The 19,433-nt window shown below is 74.4% G+C and carries 15 protein-coding genes and 1 pseudogene; 8 read left to right on the forward strand and 8 right to left on the reverse strand.

Annotated features, from left to right (window positions below; all coding sequences use genetic code 11):
- Positions 1-229: 229 nt before the first annotated feature.
- The 4 genes and pseudogenes from NYF13_RS14540 to NYF13_RS14555 form a co-directional block, all read left to right on the forward strand.
- Positions 230-1,369 (forward strand): precorrin-3B synthase, encoded by a 1,140-nt coding sequence (locus NYF13_RS14540; protein WP_315656950.1) that lies wholly within the window; start codon positions 230-232, stop codon positions 1,367-1,369.
- Positions 1,366-1,989, forward strand: a complete 624-nt coding sequence (locus NYF13_RS14545; RefSeq protein WP_315656952.1) for a precorrin-8X methylmutase — start codon at positions 1,366-1,368, stop codon at positions 1,987-1,989. The genes NYF13_RS14540 and NYF13_RS14545 overlap by 4 nt, the downstream gene beginning before the upstream one ends.
- Entirely contained in the window at positions 1,986-3,497 is a 1,512-nt protein-coding gene (locus tag NYF13_RS14550) for a precorrin-2 C(20)-methyltransferase (RefSeq protein WP_315656954.1), read from the forward strand. The genes NYF13_RS14545 and NYF13_RS14550 overlap by 4 nt, the downstream gene beginning before the upstream one ends.
- Before the next feature lie 60 nt (positions 3,498-3,557).
- Positions 3,558-4,094 (forward strand): annotated as a pseudogene (locus tag NYF13_RS14555) (hypothetical protein); the annotation flags it as partial.
- Positions 4,095-4,624: 530 nt separating this feature from the next.
- Here the strand turns inward: NYF13_RS14555 and NYF13_RS14560 are convergent.
- The 6 genes from NYF13_RS14560 to cbiE form a co-directional block, all read right to left on the reverse strand.
- On the reverse strand, positions 4,625-7,714 hold the full coding sequence (locus NYF13_RS14560) for an arabinosyltransferase domain-containing protein (RefSeq protein WP_315657344.1): 3,090 nt from the start codon (positions 7,712-7,714) through the stop codon (positions 4,625-4,627).
- Positions 7,715-7,808: 94 nt separating this feature from the next.
- Entirely contained in the window at positions 7,809-8,453 is a 645-nt protein-coding gene (gene bluB, locus NYF13_RS14565) for a 5,6-dimethylbenzimidazole synthase (RefSeq protein ID WP_315656958.1), read from the reverse strand.
- A 26-nt stretch (positions 8,454-8,479) separates the two neighbouring features.
- Positions 8,480-9,223 (reverse strand): cobalt-precorrin-6A reductase, encoded by a 744-nt coding sequence (locus NYF13_RS14570; RefSeq protein WP_315656961.1) that lies wholly within the window; start codon positions 9,221-9,223, stop codon positions 8,480-8,482.
- Positions 9,220-10,266, reverse strand: a complete 1,047-nt coding sequence (locus NYF13_RS14575) for a Gfo/Idh/MocA family oxidoreductase (RefSeq protein ID WP_315656963.1) — start codon at positions 10,264-10,266, stop codon at positions 9,220-9,222. The genes NYF13_RS14570 and NYF13_RS14575 overlap by 4 nt, the downstream gene beginning before the upstream one ends.
- Positions 10,263-11,024 (reverse strand): precorrin-4 C(11)-methyltransferase, encoded by a 762-nt coding sequence (cobM, locus tag NYF13_RS14580; RefSeq protein ID WP_315656965.1) that lies wholly within the window; start codon positions 11,022-11,024, stop codon positions 10,263-10,265. The genes NYF13_RS14575 and cobM overlap by 4 nt, the downstream gene beginning before the upstream one ends.
- On the reverse strand, positions 11,021-12,160 hold the full coding sequence (gene cbiE / locus NYF13_RS14585) for a precorrin-6y C5,15-methyltransferase (decarboxylating) subunit CbiE (RefSeq protein ID WP_315657345.1): 1,140 nt from the start codon (positions 12,158-12,160) through the stop codon (positions 11,021-11,023). The genes cobM and cbiE overlap by 4 nt, the downstream gene beginning before the upstream one ends.
- Positions 12,161-12,310: 150 nt before the next feature.
- Between cbiE and NYF13_RS14590 the strand changes: the two genes are divergently transcribed.
- From NYF13_RS14590 to cobC, 4 genes are read left to right on the forward strand one after another with little or no spacing between them, the layout of a single operon-like run.
- Positions 12,311-14,338, forward strand: a complete 2,028-nt coding sequence (locus NYF13_RS14590; protein ID WP_315656967.1) for a putative cobaltochelatase — start codon at positions 12,311-12,313, stop codon at positions 14,336-14,338.
- Positions 14,338-14,952 carry a cob(I)yrinic acid a,c-diamide adenosyltransferase gene (cobO, locus tag NYF13_RS14595; protein WP_315656968.1) on the forward strand — a complete coding sequence of 205 codons (615 nt, stop codon included), beginning with the start codon at positions 14,338-14,340 and terminating at the stop codon, positions 14,950-14,952. The genes NYF13_RS14590 and cobO overlap by 1 nt, the downstream gene beginning before the upstream one ends.
- A 5-nt stretch (positions 14,953-14,957) precedes the next feature.
- On the forward strand, positions 14,958-16,298 hold the full coding sequence (locus NYF13_RS14600; protein ID WP_315656969.1) for a cobyrinate a,c-diamide synthase: 1,341 nt from the start codon (positions 14,958-14,960) through the stop codon (positions 16,296-16,298).
- Positions 16,291-17,295 (forward strand): Rv2231c family pyridoxal phosphate-dependent protein CobC, encoded by a 1,005-nt coding sequence (gene cobC, locus NYF13_RS14605; RefSeq protein ID WP_315656971.1) that lies wholly within the window; start codon positions 16,291-16,293, stop codon positions 17,293-17,295. The genes NYF13_RS14600 and cobC overlap by 8 nt, the downstream gene beginning before the upstream one ends.
- 61 nt (positions 17,296-17,356) lie before the next feature.
- On the opposite strand, the gene NYF13_RS14610 is transcribed toward cobC, so the two are convergent.
- Positions 17,357-18,169 carry an adenosylcobinamide-GDP ribazoletransferase gene (locus NYF13_RS14610; protein WP_315656972.1) on the reverse strand — a complete coding sequence of 271 codons (813 nt, stop codon included), beginning with the start codon at positions 18,167-18,169 and terminating at the stop codon, positions 17,357-17,359.
- Positions 18,170-18,407: 238 nt separating this feature from the next.
- Complete coding sequence (gene cobT / locus NYF13_RS14615) at positions 18,408-19,427, reverse strand: nicotinate-nucleotide--dimethylbenzimidazole phosphoribosyltransferase (RefSeq protein ID WP_315656973.1); 1,020 nt, start codon at positions 19,425-19,427, stop codon at positions 18,408-18,410.
- Positions 19,428-19,433 lie beyond the last annotated feature (6 nt).

A 19,433-nucleotide genomic window follows, 5' to 3' on the forward strand; every position in this document is an offset into this window, starting at 1 on the left:
CCTTGATACCCCGCCCTCGGCCGGTGCGCCCCCGGTCGCCGATCCGCGGGAACGCGGCAGTGGGGACAGCGGGGGGACCGCGGGGGGACAGCGTGGGGGACGGCACTGCCACCTCGAAGAACCCACGTCAGGGGCAGGCGCAGCAGGATCGAGGCCGGCGTCGACCCGAGCCCACCCACGACACTTGATCACCGGCTTGCCGAGCCGCCCGCCAGCTACAGTGAGCGCTATGTCCAGCCCCGCCCGCGTACGCGCCGACGCGTGCCCAGGCGTTTTCGCGACGCACGACGCGGCGGATGGCCCGTTGGCCCGGGTCCGGCTCCCAGGTGGCGTGGTGACTGCGGAGCGGCTTCGCGTGCTCGCCGCGTGCGCTGAGGATCTGGGCGACGGAGACGTCCATCTCACTTCTCGCGGTAACGTTCAGCTTCGCGGTGTGACGCGGCCCGGTCTGGCGAAGCGGCTGACCGAGGCGGGGCTGCTTCCGTCGCCTTCGCACGAACGCGTCCGTAACGTGCTGGCGTCGCCACTCAGCGGGCTTCACGGTGGGATCGCCGACGTCCGTGGCCTGGCGCAGGCCCTCGACGCCGCGTTGTGCGCGCGTCCCGTACTGGCCTCGCTGCCGGGGAGGTTTCTGTTCGCCTTCGACGACGGACGCGGTGACGTTGCCGGTGAAGGCGCCGATGTCTGCTGGCGCGCCGTCACGCCGTCCCTCGGCACAATCCTGCTCGCGGGCGTCGACACCGGCTGGAGGGTGCCGCGGGAGAGCGCCGTGGACGCGATGCTCACCGTGGCCACGGCCTTCGTCGAGACGCGCGGGGCGGTGTGGCGGATCGCCGAACTGACCGAGCCGATGGCACTGCTGCCCGGCGGACCGCGCGAGCGGCCGGTGGACCGGCCGGTGCGGGTGGACCCGGCGGTGGGGCGGTTCGGCTCGGCCATCGGCGTCGCGCCGCGGTTCGGCCGGCTCACGGCCGCGCAGTTGCGGGTGGTGGCCGACGCCGTGGAGCGGGCGGCGCCGACCCCGGTCCCGGCCACCCCGGTCTTGATCACGCCGTGGCGTTCCGTGGTGCTCCCCGGGGTGACCGGGCTGGAGGCCGAGGGGCTGAGCCTGGACCCGGCGGTGCTGGAGCTCACCGCGTGCATCGGGCGGCCGGGCTGTGCGAAGTCGCTGGCCGACGTCCGGGCCGACGCGGCGCCGCTGGTGCCCGGCGGGGTCCACGCGCACTTCGCCGGCTGCGCCCGCCGCTGCGGCCGGCCGTCGGGGGCCCACCTGGACGTGGTGGCCGAGGGCGGCGGCTACCGTGTCGACGGGCGGTGGACCCCGGTGTCCCGTCTGGCGGAAGCGTTGGCGAGGAAGGAAACGTCGTGATCGACTACCTGCGGGACGGGGCCGAGATCTACCGGCACTCGTTCGCCACGATCCGCGAAGAGGCGGACCTGGCGATCCTGCCCGAAGACGTGGCCGGCGTCGCGGTGCGGATGATCCACTCCTGCGGCATGGTCGACCTGGTCGACGACCTGCGCTACACCCTCGACGTGGTCGAATCCGGCCGCGCGGCGCTCGAAGCGGGCGCGCCGGTGCTGTGCGACGCCAAGATGATCGCGAGCGGCATCACGCGCAGGCGGCTGCCCGCCGCGAACGAGATCGTCTGCACCCTGGACGACCCGGGCGTGCCGGGGCTGGCCGAGCGCATGGGCACCACCCGCTCGGCCGCGGCGCTGGAGCTGTGGCGGGACCGGCTGCCCGGCTCGGTGGTGGCGATCGGCAACGCGCCCACGGCGCTGTTCCGGCTGCTGGAGCTGCTCGACGAGGGCGTCGGCGCCCCGGCCGCGACCATCGGCGTGCCGGTGGGCTTCATCGGCGCGGCCGAGTCCAAAGTGGAGCTGGCCGCGGCTTCGCCCGCGCCCTACCTGGTGGTGCACGGGCGCCGCGGCGGCAGCGCGATGGCCGTGGCCGCGGTCAACGCGCTGGCGAGCGTGGCCGAATGAGCCCCGGCAAGCTGTACGGCGTCGGGCTCGGCCCGGGCGATCCGGAGCTGATGACGGTCAAGGCGGCGCGGCTGATCGGCCAGGCCGGGGTGGTCGCCTACCACAGCGCGCGGCACGGGCGCAGCATCGCGCGGTCGCTGGCGGCCCCGTACCTGCGGGACGGGCAGCTCGAGGAGCCGCTGGTCTACCCGGTCACCACGGAGACCACCGACCACCCCGGCGGGTACGAGGGCGCGATCGCGGACTTCTACGAGCTGAGCGCGAAGAAGCTGGCCGAGCACCTCGACGCCGGGCGTGACGTCGTGGTGCTGTGCGAGGGCGACCCGTTCTTCTACGGCTCCTACATGTACATGCACGAGCGGCTGTCCGGGCGCTACACCGCGGAGGTGGTGCCCGGCGTGACGTCGGTGAGCGCGGCGTCCTCGGTGCTGGGGCGCCCGCTGGTGCAGCGCGACGAGGTGTTCACGGTGCTGCCCGGCACGTTGCCGGCGCCGGAGCTGGCGCGGCGGCTGGCCGACACGGAGTCCGCGGCCGTGCTGAAGCTGGGCCGCACGTTCGGCTCGGTGCGCGAGGCGTTCGCGGAGGCGGGCAAGCTGGACGACGCCTGGTACGTGGAGCGGGCGACCTGGGGTGAGCAGCGGATCGCGCCGCTGGCGGAGGTGGATCCGGCCACGGTGCCGTACTTTTCGCTGGCGCTGCTGCCGAGCCCGGCTTACGCGTCCCGTGTGGACGGTGCGAACGTCCGACCGGCACCGGCGCGTGAGGGGGGCGAGGTGGTGGTGGTCGGCCTCGGCCCGGCGGGGCCGGAATGGCTGACCCCGGAGGCCTCGGCCGAGCTGGCGGCGGCGGAGCACGTGGTCGGTTACGGGCCCTACGTGGCACGGGTTCCGCAGCGCGCGGGCCAGCAGCGGCACGCTTCGGGCAACCGCGTGGAGGCGGACCGGGCGGCGGACGCGCTGGAGCTGGCGCGGGCCGGCGCGCGGGTGGCGGTGGTGTCCTCGGGCGACCCCGGGGTGTTCGCGATGGCTTCGGCGGTGCTGGAACAGGTTTCCGCCGGCCGCGGCGCGGGCGTGCGGGTCCGCGTGGTGCCCGGGGTGACGGCCGCGCAGGCCGCCGCCGCCCGCGTCGGCGCGCCGCTAGGTCACGACTACTGCGTGCTGTCCCTTTCGGACCGGCTGAAGCCCTGGGAGATCATCGAGCGCCGGCTGGACGCCGCGGGCGCAGCGGATCTGGTGCTGGCGCTGTACAACCCGGCTTCCCGGACCCGGGTGACGCAGCTGGCTTCGGCCCGGGACGCCTTGCTGCGGCACCGTGCCCCGGCCACGCCGGTGGTGGTGGCCCGGGATGTGGGCGGGCCGGAGGAGGACGTCCGGGTGACGACGCTGGGCGAGCTGGATCCCTCCACTGTGGATATGCGCTGCCTGCTGATCGTCGGCTCCTCGCGGACCCGGGTGGAAGCGGGGCCGGACGGGGCGGCGGTGGTGTGGACGCCGCGCAGCTACGAGTGAGCACGAAGGAGTTTTGCGGCTAGGTCGACTGAGACCGCTCCGGCCGGCGGCCGGCGGCGGCTGGCCCGCATCGCCACGGAGGTGCTCGCCCCGTGGGTCTGGGTGCTCGGGCTCCCGCTGCTGGTCGCCTGGCCGGTGACCGGGCGGCACCTCGGCGAGACCGTGCTGTGGGGGCTGGTGGTCGGGGTCACCGGCTCGCTCATCCCGATGGCGGTGATCGTCCGCGGCGCGAAGAGGGGAAAGTGGGACGGCCACCACGTCACCGACCGCGCCGGCCGGCTGGTGCCGTTCGCCACCTGCATCGGCTCCCTCGCCCTCGGGTTCCTCGTGCTCATCTTCGGCCACGCCCCGCCCGAGATGATCGCGCTGGCCGCCGCCGAGCTGGTGTGCCTGGTCGCGGCGCTGGCGATCACCTTCGCGCTCGAATTCAAGATCTCCATGCACGCGATCGTCGCCGCGGGCGCGACGGTGATGCTGATGAAGGTCTACAGCCCTTGGCTGGCCGTGCTCTTCCTGGCCGTCGCGTGGGTGTGCTGGTCGCGGGTCGAGCTGAAGGACCACACGACCGCCCAGGTGACCACGGGCGCGGCGGCCGGGGGGCGGGGTCTTCTGGTGGTTGGCCGCCGTCCTCGGCTAGCCGCGGTGGAACCGGTCGTCCGGGTTCGGGTGCTCGAGGCCGGGACGTTGCTCCGCAGCGGCCACGCTCCTGACCGGGAGCCCCAGGCGCGCGCCGATGGCAGTGGTGATCGCCCTGGTGGTCAAGGTCTCCTCGCCTACCGCGTGCAGCCGCGACCCGGCCCAAGGTGAGAAGTTCGGGGGACGAGCGTGAAGCCGAGGTTGCCGCTCGTGCCGGTAATGGGAACCGAACCCGCGTGAGCGTCTTGAACGCTCCGCCCGAGCAGTCCGTGCTCGAAGCGATCGAGACGGCCTTCGCCGCGGTGGAACCGCCGGTCCGGGTTCGCCTCGGATCTGCGGGACCTGTGCCCGAAACCGAACGCCGTCATCGCCGCGAACCCGAGCTGCCGAGAAGCCGCGGCATCACCGGAGCGGTCGCCGAGGTGCTGCGCTCGTGGCGGGCTCACCGAACCCGCCACGACGGCCGCCGCCGAACTGACTTGAGGACCGGCTCAGCGCGTCGGGTCCTTGCCGTTCGGCTGCTTCGGCCCCGGCCCCGGCGACCACCAGCCCCACACCGTCTCGGTGCCCCGGCGGACCGTCGGGGCGATGCCCTCGGTGAACGGCTCCACCTGCAGCAACTGCCCCCACGACTGGCTCGGCTGCCCGATCAGGTAACTGGGCACCTCGGGCTCGTCCGCGAGCTCCTCCAGCCAGCCGTTCGGGCCGCCGTTGGTGCTCGAGGCCCAGTCGGCCTCGTCGGCCAGGCTGCCCGCGGTGATGCGGTAGTCCGGGACCTGGGAGATGCCGTCGTGCGAGGTGACCGGTTGCGCGCACGGGTAGACGAACGACGCGGGCCAGTCGATGTACACGGACTTGCCCGCGAGCTTGTCGGTGAGGGTGGTGAACTTCGGCACGCGCGGGGCCGAGGCGGCGATCCAGCCGTCCTCGGTCAGGTCGTCGTCGACGATGTCGATCCGGACCGCGTCCGTCTGCGGGGGCAGGTCGCGCAGGTTGATCCGGGTGTCGCCCCAGCCGCCGGTGCCCGCGCCCGGGGGCAGCGCGAACTGGCTGCGCAGGATCTTCACCCCCGCCGGGGTGTTCACGCCGTAGTCCAGGCTGACCGAGGACGGCCGGCGGACCTGGGCCGCGGCGGAGACCACGATCTGGCCGTTCGCGGGCTTCTCGGTCAGCGCGTACCAGTCGCTGCGCAGCCGGCCGGCCCGGGTCTGCGGGTCGAGGTAGCTGCTCCACATCGGCACCGTGGCCGGGGTGAACCCGTGCGGCGGCTCGGCGAGCGGGTCCTTGTCGTCGGCCGGGGCGGTGTGGAAACCGGTCTGCACCCGGCCGTTGCCGGGGTTCGGGTCGGGCAGCGGCGAGGGCGGGTCCTCCGGTTCGGCCGGCACGGTCCGCTGCTCGGACTGGGCGTGCAGCATGCTCTTGGCCGGGTCCTGCTCCACCATGACGTGGTCGGACAGGTTGCAGCTGTGGCCGAGCAGGTGCCCGAAGTCGGCCGCGCCCAGGCTGTAGCTGCCGGACTGGGTGTGCATGGCCATCGCCATCGTGTAGAACTCGCCGGCCGCGGCCAGCCCGCACACCACCACCAGCGACAGCGAGCCCAGCCGCAGCGAGCGGCTGCGGCCTTCCGGGGGGTGCGCGGACGCACCCGGCCGGTGCGCGCGGATGTTCTCCACGAACGCGTACACCCCCGCGATCGCGGCCGCCGCCAGCAGGATCGTGGACAGGGGCACGCCGGCCAGCGAAGGCGCGACGTTGGTCCACGGCACACCGAGGCGCGAGACGAACCAGTACGTGTTGGGGCCGGTCGCGGCGAGCGCGCCGACCACCAGCAGCCCGGCCAGGAACGCGGCGCGGTTGCGGTTCGAGCGCAGCACCGTCGAACTCGTGGCCAGCGCGGTCAGCGCCGCCATCGAGGCGCCCACCGCGGCGAACGCGCCGAAGTGGTGGGTCCACTTCGTCGGCGTCAGCGCCAGTAGCAGGAAGAACAGCGCGACGGTGCCGATCAGCCGTCGGCTCGGGCCGAGCGCGGCACCCGGGATCCGCCCGCGGCGCAGCAGCACGACCAGGCAGGTGCCGGTGCACAGCAGCACCAGCAGCACCGGGAACCGGCGCGGCGCCGAGCCGTCCGGCAGGTTCTCGAACAGCAGCTGGTAGCGCACCAGCTCCTGGAACCACGACAGGTTCGGCCCGACCTGCGTGCGGATGCGCGTGGCCTCCTGCACCGTGGCGAAGGTCTGGTCGGCGAACACCACCACCAGCACCAGCAGGCCCGCGGCCAGGATCGGCGCGAGGACGGGCAGCCAGCCCTCGGCCGCGCGCTGGCGGATGAGCTTGAACAGCGGGCGGGCGGCGACCAGGAACGGCGCCACGGCGATCAGCCCGGTCGGCGTCGCGGCCAGGGTGAACGCGGCGGCGGTCAGGCCGAGGCACAGCGGCAGCAGCCGGCGGGTGACCAGCGCCCGCTCCACCGCGCAGATGGCCAGCAGGGAACCCAGCGCCGCCACCGGTTCCGGCCGCACCCCGTTGTTGTAGGGCATCCACCAGACCAGGAACACCGCCGCCGCGGCCCAGCCCGCCGCGCGGCTGCCGCGCACCTGCGGGCCCAGCCGCGGCATCACCTCGCGGCTGATCAGCAGCCAGCTGATCACGCCGAGCAGGTAGGAGGGCAGCCGGATCCACGGCGGCACCACGCTGACGTGCGCCATCAGCTCGTACACGTGGTAGAACCAGCCGAACGGCGCCTCGGCGACGCCGAACCAGCGGTGGTAGTTGGTCAGGAAGCCGGTCTGCTCGGTGACCCGGGACATGGTCAGGATGTAGCCGTCGTCGGAGGTCACCGGTCCGATGAAGACCCAGGCGCCGAGGGTGAGGATCACCGCGGCGTCGCGGCCGGTCAACCGCCACCAGCCGACCGGGGCCCAGCGGGGTGCGCGCCGCGCGAAGCCGGAGTCCATCCGCCACACCACGACCAGGCAGCCCAGGAACGCCAGCACGGCGAGGATCCCGACGCCGAGCTTCACCGCCGTCGGCGAGGTCTGGTACCGCGTGTCCGGTACGACCGAGACGTGCAGCCCGGCGATCGGGTCGCGCGCGGAGCTGATCGAGGAGTAGATGCCGATCACCCGCGGCCGGACGTCGCCGGTCGTGTGGAACACCGTGGTCCCGGCGACCGCGAGGGTCAGCTGCGAGGCCTCGGAGCTGAGCGTCACCGTGCAACCGGTCTGCGGCAACGGCTGCTGCACCAGCTGCTGACCCTGGCTGGACGCGAGCAGCACGCCGTTGTCGACGCGCAGCTGCAGGCCGACCCCCTTGCCCGCGCGCGGATCGGTGCGCCCGTCCGGCACGGTCGCGAACAGCAGCGCGGGACCGTTCGTGCGCGCGTCCAGCGACCGGATGGCCGGGCAGGGCAGCTCGGCTTCGAGGTCCTGGGCCCAGTAGCCGGTCAGGGGCGCGTTGACGGAACGGGTGTCGCTGCCGGTGGGCCAGGCGATCTCCGCGGTGTCCTGCACGACGGGCAGGAAGGGGAAGGCCAAGGCGCACAGAGCCGCGAGCAGGCCCAGCGCTACGGCAATCGGACGCATCATGGGAAAACGCAGGGTAGCAACGCGGCTCCGTCCGGGGTGGGGAAGGGTCGAGGAGGGTGGGGCGAGGAGCCGCGCGGGTCTTCCGGGCGCGTCACGCCGATCCCGGGCTACGCGGGGTGAAGCGTTCGTGGTGCACGGCCTCGGCCAGCGGGGTGCGCCGGCGCCAGCCGTGCCGCTCCAGGTCCGGGACCTCGGCCAGCGCGGTGACCGGCCCGGCGCACAGCCAAGCCACCGGCCGGATGCCGTCGGGGATGCCGAGCAGCCCGGCCAGGAAGGGCTCGCGGTAGAAGCTCACCCAGCCGACGCCCAGCCCTTCCGCCGTCGCGGCCAGCCACAGGTTCTGGATGGCCAGGCAGGCCGAGTACAGCCCGGAGTCGGCGATGGCGTGCCGGCCGAGCACCGCGGGTGCTCCGCGCTCGGCGTCGTAGGTCACCACGATGCCGACGCTGGATTCGAGGATGCCTTCGATCTTGATCCGGGAGAAGGTGTCCGCGCGCTCTTCGTCGAGCGAAGCGGCGAAGATGTCACGCTCTTCGCGCACGTGCTTCGCGAACGTCTCGCGCGTGCCCTGGTCTCGCACCAGGACGAAGTCCCACGGCTGGCTCAGCCCGACGCTCGGTGCGGCGTGCGCGGCTTCGAGGACTCGCGTGAGCACGGCTTCGTCGATCGGCTCGCCGGTGAACTCGCCGCGGACGTCGCGACGGCTGTGCAGGACGCGGTAGAACTCTTCGATCATCGGTCTCGCACCCATTGGTTTCCCGCTCATCGGTTGTGGACCCCTCGGTTTCGGACCCATTGCACGGCTTCGGCGACCTCGGCCGCCACGGTGGTGGCGGGCCGGGGCGGGCGGCGCACGACGACCACCGGCAGGCCCAGCTCGCGCGCGGCGGTCAGCTTCGCGGCGGTCATCGTGCCGCCGCTGTCCTTGGTGACGAGCACCTCGATGCGGTGGCCGGTGAGCAGCGCGCGCTCACCGTCCACTTCGTACGGTCCACGGTCCAGCCGCACCTCGTGGTGCGGCGGCAGCGGCGGCTCCGGCGGGTCGACGCAGCGGATCAAGAACCACAGTTCGCCGAGGTCGGCGAAGGCGGCCAAGCCCTGGCGCCCACTGGTCAGGAACACCCGGTGGCCGAGGCCGGGCAGCAGCGCGGCGGCTTCGGACAGGTTGTCGGCCCAGTGCCAGCGGTCGCCTTCGCGCTCCTGCCAGCCCGGCCGCGCGAGACGGAGCAGGGGGATACCAGTCCGCTCCGCCGCAGCGAAGGCATTGGTGCCGATGCGTTCGGCGAAAGGATGTGTCGCGTCGACAACGGCTTGTACGTCGTGCTCCCGCAGCCAAGCGACGAGACCGTCGACACCACCGAAGCCGCCGACCCGTACTTCGCCGGGTGGCAGCCGTGGATGCGCGACGCGGCCGGCCAGCGACGAGACGACGTGGAAGTCTCGCTCGTGCAATTGCGCGGCGAGCGCGCGGGCTTCCGCGGTGCCGCCGAGGACCAGGACGGTCATCCGCCGTATCCCACGGCCGCGCGCCAGCGGTCGAGCGTGCGCAGGTTCGCCAGGGTCTCCGCCCAGGTCAGCTCGGGGGCCTGCCGATCGGCCACGTGCGCGGCGACGTGGTCGGCCTCGCGGGTGAACACCCCCTGCGTCGCCTCGACCTCGATCACCTCGGGCTCGCCGCCGGCCGGGGTCAGCACGATCGACGAGATGCCCGGCGGCCGCATCTCGTGGATCCACGCGGGCTTGGCCACGTACAGCTGGCCGGTGCTGCCGTACACGCGGATGTGGTCGTCCTGCGCGAGCCGGTAGCCGCAGGACAACTGCGCGATGATGTCACCGGGCAGCCGAAGCAGGCCCATCGCGTACTCGTCGGCGCCGCGCTCGGAAAGCTTCGCCATCCCGGTGACGTCGGTCGGCTCGACGACGGCCTCGCCGGTCGCCGCCTGCGACACCAACCGGGCCAGCGACGTGCAGTAGCAGCCGACGTCGAGGATCGCGCCGCCGCCGAGCGCGGGATCGCCCAAGCGCTCGAAGGCGGGTGTGTCGGTGCTGTCGGGGTTGTCAGGGTTGCTGGTGACGGCCGAGTCGTAGCTGAAGGTCACGTCGACCGCGCGGACCTCGCCGATCGCACCCGAGGAGATCAGCTCGGCCAGCCGTCGTGTCTGCGGGTGCAGCCGGTACATGAAGGCTTCCATGAGGAAGACGTCGTTGCGGCGCGCGGCATCGATGACCTTCTCGGCCTCCGCTGCGGTGACCGTGAGCGGTTTCTCGCACAGCACGTGTTTCCCGGCCTCCGCGGCCCGGATCGCCCACTCGCCGTGCAGCGTGTGCGGCGTCGCGACGTACACCGCGTCGATGTCCGGGTCGGCCAGAAGGTTCTCGTAGCCGCCATACGCCTTCGGGATCTCGAAGCGCGTCGCGAACTCTCGCGCCCGCTCGGGCGAACGCGCGGCGACAGCGCCGAGGACCCCGTGTTTGCTTCGCTCGACGCCCGCCGCGAACTGGGCGGCGATGGTTCCGGCGGCCAGCAGGCCCCAGCGCAGGTTCGTCACAACGACTCCGGTTGGCTCGCGCGGTCGCGGGTGCTCGAATACAGGAAGCTGTCGGGGAATCCTCCGGCGGCGAGCACCCGGCCGACGAAGATGGTGGCCGCGCGGGTCAGCCCGGCTTCGCGCGCTCGGCCGGCGAGGTCGGCGAGCGTGCCGCGGACCACGGTCTCGCCCGGCTGGCTGGCCAGCGCGACGATCGCCGCCGGGCAGTCCGGTCCGTAGTGACCGGCCAGCTCGGCGGTCACCCGCTCGACGTGGTTGATCGCCAGGTGCAGCGCGAGCGTGGCGCCGCTGCGGGCGAAGTTCGCCAGCGTCTCGCCGTCCGGCATCGCCGTGGACCGCGCCTGGGCCCGGGTGATCACCAGGCTCTGGCCGATCCCGGGCACGGTCAGCTCGCGGCGGAGCACGGCGGCGGAGGCGGCGAAGGCGGGCACGCCGGGGACCACGTCGTACGGCACCCCAGCCAGGTCGAGGCGCCGCATCTGCTCCGCGACCGCGCTGTAGAGCGAAGGGTCGCCCGAGCAGAGGCGGGCGACGTCGTGGCCCGCCCGGTGCGCGTCGACGAGCTTGGCCGCGATCTCGTCGAGGCTCAGGCCCGCGGTGTCGACCCGTTCGGCGTCCGGCGGGCAGTACGCGAGCAGATCGGTGGGCGTCATGCTGCCGGGATAGAGGCAGACACCGCAGCGCGCGAGCGTGTCACGGCCACGGACGGTGATCAGATCGGCCGCGCCGGGACCGGCGCCGATGAAGTGGACGGTCATTGCCCGTTCTCCTGGTGGGACCACTGGGTGACCGAGCGCGATGGCGTCCAGCCGGTGAACCCGCCGAGTGGTTTCGCGTGCTCGACGGTGATGCGCTGAAGCTCACCGCCGTGCTCGGTGTACGCGCGGGCGAGGACCTGCTCGGCCTCCAGCGTCACACCGTGCGCGACGATCCGCGCGCCGGTGCCGAGACAGGCGTCGAGCAGGCCGGGGACGGTCAGGCCGCCGCCGATGAACACCGCGTCCGGTTCCGGCAGCCCGTCCAGGGCTTCGGGGGCCGGGCCGGTGACGACCCGGAGTTCGGGCACCCCGAGCACGTCCGCGTTGCGGCCGATCCGCGCCGCCCGCGCCGGTTCGCGCTCGATCGCGATCGCCCGGTTCAACGGGTGCGCGCGGGACCACTCGACGCCGATGCTGCCCGCGCCCGCACCGACGTCCCAGAGCAGTTCGCCGGGGCTGGGCGCGAGCCGGGCGAGGGCGGTGGCGCGCAGTTCGCGTTTGGTGAGCTGGCCGTCGTGCTCGAACGCTTCGTCGGGCAGCCCGGTGAGCGGCAGCGCGGGTCCGGCGCATTCGAGGGCGAACACGGTGAGCGGGCCGGGGTCGTGGGTCCAGCCGTCGGTGTGCCGCTCGTCTTCGGCGCCCAGGTTCTCCAGCGCGGTCAGCGTGGTGGCGCCGTAGCCCCGGGCCTCCAGCAGTTCCCGCAGTCCGGCCGCGGTGGCGCCGAGCACCAGCACCTTGCGCCGGGGCGCCAGCGCGCGGGCGACCCGCGCGATCGCGCGCCCGACCACGGTGACCACCTCGGTCTCCTCCGCCGGCCAGCCCAGCCGGGCCCGGGCCAGCGTCACCGAGGACAGCGCGGGGAGGACCTCGATCTCGTGGCCGTGCTCCCGCAGGGTGGTGCCGATGCCCGAAAGCAGGGGGTCGCCGCTGGCCAGCACGCAGATCCGCCGTCCCGAGTGCGCGGCGAGGACGTCGTCGAGCGCGGGCAGCAGCGGGCTCGGCCACGGCTGGGCGCGGACCGGCTCGGGCAGCGAGGCCAGCTGCCGCGGCGCGCCCAGCACGACCTCGGCCGCCAGCACGGCGTCGCGGGCCGGGCCCGACAACCCGGACCAGCCGTCCGCCCCGATGCCCACCACGCTCAGGCGGGCGGGCCCGCCCGGGGGCGGGCCGGGGTCCGCGTTCGTCCCGGTGGGCTGGTGTGACCTTTCTCCGTGCACGTCGGATCACGCTAGACGACCGGTTTCCTGTGCGATGATCGCACCGGACGCCGATCACCAGGAGTGCTGTTGAAGCCGTACCCGTTCACCGCCGTCGTCGGGCTGCCGGACCTGCGCCTGGCGCTGGTGCTGTCCTCGATCTCACCCGCCGTGGGCGGGGTGCTCGTGCGCGGGGAGAAGGGCACGGCGAAGTCGACGATGGTGCGTGCGCTCGCGGGTCTGCTGCCCGGGGTCGAGGTCGTGGACGGCTGCCGCTTCTCCTGCGCGCCCGCTTCGCCGGACCCGCTGTGCCCGGACGGCCCGCACGCGGCCGGCGCCCCGGCCCACCGGCGGCCCGCGCGGCTGGTGGAGCTGCCGGTCGGCGCGGCCGAGGACCGGGTGATCGGCTCGCTGAACCTGGAGAAGGCGCTGTCCGGTGGCGTCACCGAGTACCAGCCGGGCCTGCTCGCCGCTGCCCATCGCGGACTGCTCTACGTGGACGAGGTCAACCTCCTGCACGACCACCTGGTGGACGCGCTGCTCGACGCCGCCGCGATGGGCCGCGCGACCGTGGAGCGAGAGGGCGTCTCGGTCTCGCACGCGGCGCGGTTCGTGCTGATCGGCACCATGAACCCGGAGGAGGGCGAGCTGCGGCCGCAGCTGCTGGACCGGTTCGGGCTGACGGTCGAGGTCGCGTCCAGCCGGGACCCGGAGCAGCGGGTCGAGGTGGTGCGCCGCCGGCTCGCCTACGAAGCGGACCAGGACGGCTTCGCGGCCGCGTACGCGGATGAAGACGCTTCGCTGGCCGCGGACATCGAAGCAGCCCAACGGCTTCTGCCCGCCGTGAAGCTGCCCGACGCGGCGCTGCGTCAGATCGCCGAAGTGTGCGCGTCGTTCGAAGTGGACGGGATGCGGGCCGACATCGTCACGGCGCGTACGGCGGTCGCGCACGCCGCCTGGGCCGGGCGCGACGAGGTGACCACCGAGGACATCCGCGTGGCCGCGCGGCTGGCCTTGCCGCACCGGCGCCGGCGCAACCCGTTCGACGCGCCGGGCATCTCCGAGGAGCAGTTGGAGCAGGCGCTGGAGGACGCGCAGCCCCCCGCCCCCGGCCCCGAAGACAGCGGCCCCGAGAACGGCGGCCCTGAAGACAACGGCCCCGAGGACAGCGGCCCCGGCCCGGAAGACGACGGTCCCGGCTCGGGCTCGGCCCCGCCCGAGGAGGCGGACCGGCCCCAGGGCGACGGCGCTCGGCGGCCCCAGCCCCAGCCCGGGAGCGGCGAAGACTCCGGTCCACAGAGGACTGTCGGTGCCGGGGACACGTTCCGGGCGCGCGTGTTCCGCGTCAAGGGCACCGGTGAGGGCGAGCGGGGCCGCCGTTCGCGGGCGATCACCGACAGCGGGCGCACGATCGGTGTCCAGCCGCCGAGTGTCCGCGACGGCCGGCCGCACCTGGTGGCGACCGTGCGCGCGGCGGCGCCGCACCAGCGTTCACGGGGACGCAGCGGCCCGGGGCTGAAGGTGCGTTCGCAAGACTTGCGCTTCGCGTTGCGCGAAGGGCGCGAAGGAAACCTCGTGCTCTTCTGCGTGGACGCGTCCGGCTCGATGGGCGCGCGCACGCGGATGCGCGAAGTGAAGACAGCGGTGCTTTCCCTGCTGATGGACGCCTACCAGCGGCGGGACAAGGTCGGCCTGGTGACGTTCCGTGGTGGCTCGGCCGAGCTGGCGCTGCCGCCGACGATCAGCGTCGACGCCGCCGCTTCCCGGCTCGAAAGCCTGCCGACGGGTGGCCGCACGCCGCTCGCGGAGGGACTGCTGGAGGCCGCGCGGGTGCTGCGGGTGGAGGCGATCCGCGATCCGCGCCGCCGTCCGCTGCTGGTGGTGGTCACCGACGGGCGGGCCACGAGCGGGGCCGACGCCGTGGCGCGTTCGCAGGCCGCCGCCGGGCTGCTCGCCGGGGTGACCACGATCGTGATGGATTGCGAGAGCGGGCGGATGCGCCTCGGCCTGGGCGCGGAGCTGGCCGGGCACCTCAGGGCCGAGCACGTGCCGCTGGCCGACGTGGCCGCGGAGTCGCTCGCCTCGGCGGTGCGCGAGCGCACGGGGAGGGCGGCCTGATGCCGCAGGGGAAACCGGCCTTCGTCCCGCAGGACGGGCTGACCACGCGCCAGCGGCGCAACCGGCCGCTGCTGATCGTGCACACCGGTGAGATGAAGGGCAAGTCGACCGCCGCGTTCGGCCTGGCCCTGCGCGCGTGGAACCAGGGCTGGTCGATCGGGGTGTTCCAGTTCGTGAAGTCGGCGAAGTGGCGCGTCGGCGAGGAGGCCGCGTTCCGCGCGCTCGGCCGGCTGCACGAGCAGACCGGTGAGGGCGGCGCGGTCGACTGGCACAAGATGGGCGAGGGCTGGAGCTGGACGCGCAAGTCCGGCACCGAGGAGGACCACGCGGCGAACGGGCGGGAGGGCTGGGCGGAGATCAAGCGCTGCCTGGCCGCGGAGAAGTACGACTTCTACGTGCTCGACGAGTTCAGCTACCTGCTCAAGTGGGGCTGGCTCGAGGTCGGCGACGTGGTGTCCGCGCTGGCGGCCCGGCCCGGCCACCAGCACGTGGTGATCACCGGCCGCAGCGCCCCGCCCGAGCTGATCGGGGCCGCCGACCTGGTGACCGAGATGACCAAGGTCAAGCACCCGATGGACGCCGGCCAGAAGGGTCAGCGGGGGATCGAGTGGTAGCGCGGGTGGTGATCGCCGCGCCCGGTTCCGGGCACGGCAAGACCACCGTCGCGGCCGGGCTGATGGCGGCCCTGCGCGCGGCCGGGCACCGGGTGTCCGGGCACAAGGTGGGCCCGGACTTCATCGACCCGGGGTACCACGCGCTCGCGACCGGCCGCCCGGCCCGCAACCTCGACCCGTTCCTGCAGGGGGAGCAGCGGCTGGTCCCGTTGCTGCACCACGGTTCCCAGGGGGCCGACCTCGCCGTGATCGAGGGCGTGATGGGCCTGTTCGACGGCGCGCTGGGCACGGAGGGCTACGCCTCGACCGCCCACGTCGCCAGGCTGCTCGACGCGCCGGTGGTACTGGTGGTCGACGCCTCGGCCGCTTCCCGCAGCGTCGCGGCGACCGTGCTGGGCTTCGCGAGCTACGACACCCGCGTGCGCCTGGCCGGGGTGATCCTGAACAAACTGGGCTCGCAACGGCACGAGGACGAAATCGCCTCCGCGCTGGAGGCGACGGGCGTGCCGCTGCTGGGGGCGTTGCGGCGCAACGAGAACGTGCACGCGCCGAGCCGCCACCTCGGGCTCGTCCCGGCCGCCGAACGCGCGGCGGACTCCCGGCGGGCGCTGCCGGAGCTGGCCGGGTGGGTCGCGGCCGGGGTGGACCTGGAGGCCGTGGTCCGGGTCGCGCGCGGCGCACCGCGGCTTCCGGGTCCGATGTGGACTCCGCCCGGCCAGGTGACCGGCCCGCGCCCGGTGGTCGCCGCGGCCGCCGGGCCCGCGTTCACCTTCCGGTACACCGAGAACGTGGAGCTGCTCGCGTCCTACGGGGTCGACGTGGTGGACGTGGACCCGTTGCGGGAGACCGAACTCCCGGAGGGCTGCGCCGGACTGTACTTCGGCGGCGGGTTCCCCGAGGTGCACGCGGCCGAGCTGTCGGCGAACCGGGCGCTGCGGGAGCAGGTGGCCGCCGCCGTCGCGCGCGGGATGCCGGTGAGCGCGGAGTGCGCGGGCCTGCTGTACCTGTGCCGGTCGCTCGACGGGCGGTCGATGGCCGGGGTCCTGCCCGCGACGGCCGCGATGACCCGGCGGGGCAAGCTCGGCTACCGGACCGCGGTGTCCCTTTCGGACAGTGTGGTCGCCCCGGCCGGGGTGCGGGTCACCGGGCACGAGTTCCACCGCACCGAGGTGACCCCCGGCCACGGCGAGATCCCGGCCTGGGGCTGGGACCGGGCGCGGGACGGGTTCGCCTCGGCTTCGCTGCACGCCTCCTACCTGCACGTGCACTGGGCCGGGTACCCGGAGCTGGCCGAGCGGTTCGCCGGGCACGTGCGGGCGTTCGCCTCGGCGCGCTCCCGTGGTTGACCTGCACCACCACGGCGACCGCGAGGTCGGGCCGGGGCTGGTGGACCTCGCGGTGAACGTCCGGCGGCCGGCGCCGCCGGAGTGGCTGCGGCGGGAGCTGGCGTCGGCCCTGGACACCCTGGCCGCGTACCCGGACCCGGCGGCGGCCGTCGCGGCGGTGGCCGGGCGGCACGGGCGGGCGGCCGAGGAGGTGCTGGTGACGGCGGGCGCGGCCGAGGCGTTCACCCTGCTGGCCAACGCGGTGCGGCCGGAGTGCGCGGTGGTCGTCCACCCGCAGTTCACCGAACCGGAGGCGGCTCTGCGCGCGGCGGGGCACGAGGTCTCGCGGGTGGTGCTGTCCGCAGCGGACGGTTTCCGGCTCGGCCCGGTCCCCGAGCCGGCGGATCTGGTGTTCGTGGGCAACCCGACCAATCCGACGTCGGTGCTGCACCCCGCGCCGGTCCTGCGCGCGCTGGCCCGGCCGGGCCGGCTGCTGGTGGTGGACGAGGCGTTCTCCGACGCCGTCCCGGGCGAGGCGGAGAGCCTGGCCGGGGAGTCGCTGCCGGGGGTGGTGGTGCTGCGGAGCCTGACCAAGACCTGGGGCCTGGCCGGGCTGCGGGCGGGTTACCTGCTCGGCCCGCCGGAGCTCGTGGCGCGGCTGCGCGCCGTGCAGCCGCCGTGGTCGGTGTCCACTCTGGCCGGGGTCGCGACGGTGGCCTGCTGCCGGCCCGAAGCGCTGGAGGAGGCGGAGAAACTGGCCGCGGCCGCGGAGGCCGACCGGGAGCACCTGGTCTCCGGCCTCACCGCGCTGGGCCTGGCTGTGCTCGGGGACCCACGCGGGCCCTTCGTCCTGGTGCGCCACCCCGACCCGACCTTGCGCGAACGCCTGCGCGACGCCGGTTACGCGGTCCGCCGCGGGGACACCTTCCCCGGCCTGGGCCCGGAACACCTGCGGCTGGCCGTCCGGGCGCCCGAGGTGACCGACGGCTTCCTGGCCGCGCTGGCCCGGCTGCTCTAGGCGTGGTGCCCGGGGCCGGCACCGCCCCGGCCGTCGCCACCCACCCTGGACCCCCAGGACTTCACATCGGGGGAGCCAGCACCAGCAGCGCCGCCGCCACCGCGACCTCGACCCCGGCGCCGAGCACGTCACCGGTGATCCCGCCCAGCCGCCGGACGCAGCGGGTGAGCAGGAGCGCCGCCGCGGCGTAGGCGGCGGCGACGGCCACCGGGCCACGCCACCAGAGCCGGCCGGCCACCGGACCCAGCCCGGACCATTCCACTCCGGACCACCCCAGCCCGAACAGTCCCAGCCCGGCGAGGGCCGCCGCGAGCAGCCCGGTCGCGACGGCGGCCGGTACCGGAACCGAGCCCGCGACCGTCGCGCCCAGGCCCTCCGGTCGCGCCGGCGGCACGCCCCGCGCGCACGACATCGACAGGGTGCACCGCCCCGCCAGCACCGCGATCACCACCGCGGCCACCCCGTGCCCGGCGGTGACGGCGCCGGTCAGCGCGCCGACCTGGACCAGCAGCGTGAACACCAGCGTGGCGACGCCGGTGGGCCCGGAGTCGCCGCGGCGCATGACGTCCAGGGCCTTCTCGCGGTCGTAGGAGGCGCCGAGGCCGTCGGCGGTGTCGGCCAGTCCGTCGAGGTGCAGGCCACGGCTGCCGAGTGCCACCGCGCCCAGCGAGAGGGCCGCGACCGCCAGCGCGGGCAGGCCGAGCGCGCTCCCGCCCGCCACGATCAGTCCCGCCACCACCGCGAGCGGGACCGCGGCGACCGGGCCCAGCACCATCGCCGCCCCGGCCACCGCCCGGTCGATCACCCGCGGCGCGGGCACGGGCACGGTGGTGAGCGTGCCCACGGCGAGCCGGACCGCGTCGCCGAGCCTCACGCCGCTCGCCTCGCCCTGCTCGCCGGCCTCACGGTGATCGCTCCGTCCTGCTCACTGGCTTCACGCGGCTTTCCCCGCTCTGCCCCGTCGGCCTCACGTGGCTCGTCCCATTGGCTTCACGCGGCTCTCCTTGCTCGGCCCGGCCGGTCTCGCGTGGCTCGTCTCACTGGCTTCACGCGGCTCTCCTTGCTCGGCCCGGCTGGCTTCACGCGGCTCGTCCCGTGCTGTCGCGCCGGTGTCACGCCAGGTCCGCCAGCCGCCCCATGTCCGTGATGATGGCCTGGGCCGCGCGCAGGACCGGCACCGCCTGGACCGCGCCGCTGCCCTCGCCCAGCCGCAGGCCCAGGTCGAGGATCGGCGTCAGGCCCAGCGCCTTGAGCGCGTAGGCCTGCGAAGGTTCGGTCGAGCGGTGCCCAGCCAGCCACCACTGCTCCGCGCCCGGGGCCAGGTCGTGCGCGACCAGGGCGGCGGCGCCCGAGAAGACGCCGTCGAGCAGGACCGGGATCCCCCGCGTCGAGGCTTCCACCAGGAACCCCGCGGTCGCGGCCAGGCAGGCGCTGCCCAGCGCGGTCAGCCGCTCGAACGGGTCCTCGGTGCGAGCCCCGGTGCGGGCCAGCGCCGTCGACACCGCGGCCGTCTTCACCGCCAGGGCTTCGCCGGAGACGCCGGTGCCGGTGCCGACGACCTCCGCCGCGGGCAGGCCCAGCGACGCCGCCACCACCGCCGCGCACACCGCGGTGTTGCCGATCCCCATGTCGCCCGGGATCAGCAGGTCGGCGGCGCCCTCCTCGGCGGCGATCTCGCGGCCCGCGGTGAACGCGGCCAGCGCCTCGCCCGGCTCCAGCGCGTCCTCGACGTCGATCGAGCCCGAGCCGCGGCGGATCTTGTGCGCCGCGACCTCGGGTGGTATGTCCGAAGCATCCCAGTCCACGGCGATGTCGGCGACCCGCACCCGCGCGCCGGACTGCGCGGCGAGCACGTTCACGCCGCTGCGCCCGGCCAGGAACACCCGCACCATCGCCGCGGTCACCTCGCGCGGGTAGGCCGAAAGCGCCGACACCCCGTGGTCGCCCGCGAACACCACCACCCGCACGTCGTCCAGCGGGCGGGGCGGGACCTCGCCGTGCGCGGCGCAGAGCCACGCGGCCAGGTCCTCCAGCCGGCCGAGCGAGCCCAGTGGTTTCACCAGCCCGTCGAGCCGCTCGCGCGCGGTGGCCCGGGCGGCGGCGTCGGGCACGGGGATGTCGAAGCTCGGCACGGTCTT

The organism is Amycolatopsis sp. PS_44_ISF1, assembly GCF_032335455.1.
GTDB lineage: Bacteria > Actinomycetota > Actinomycetes > Mycobacteriales > Pseudonocardiaceae > Amycolatopsis.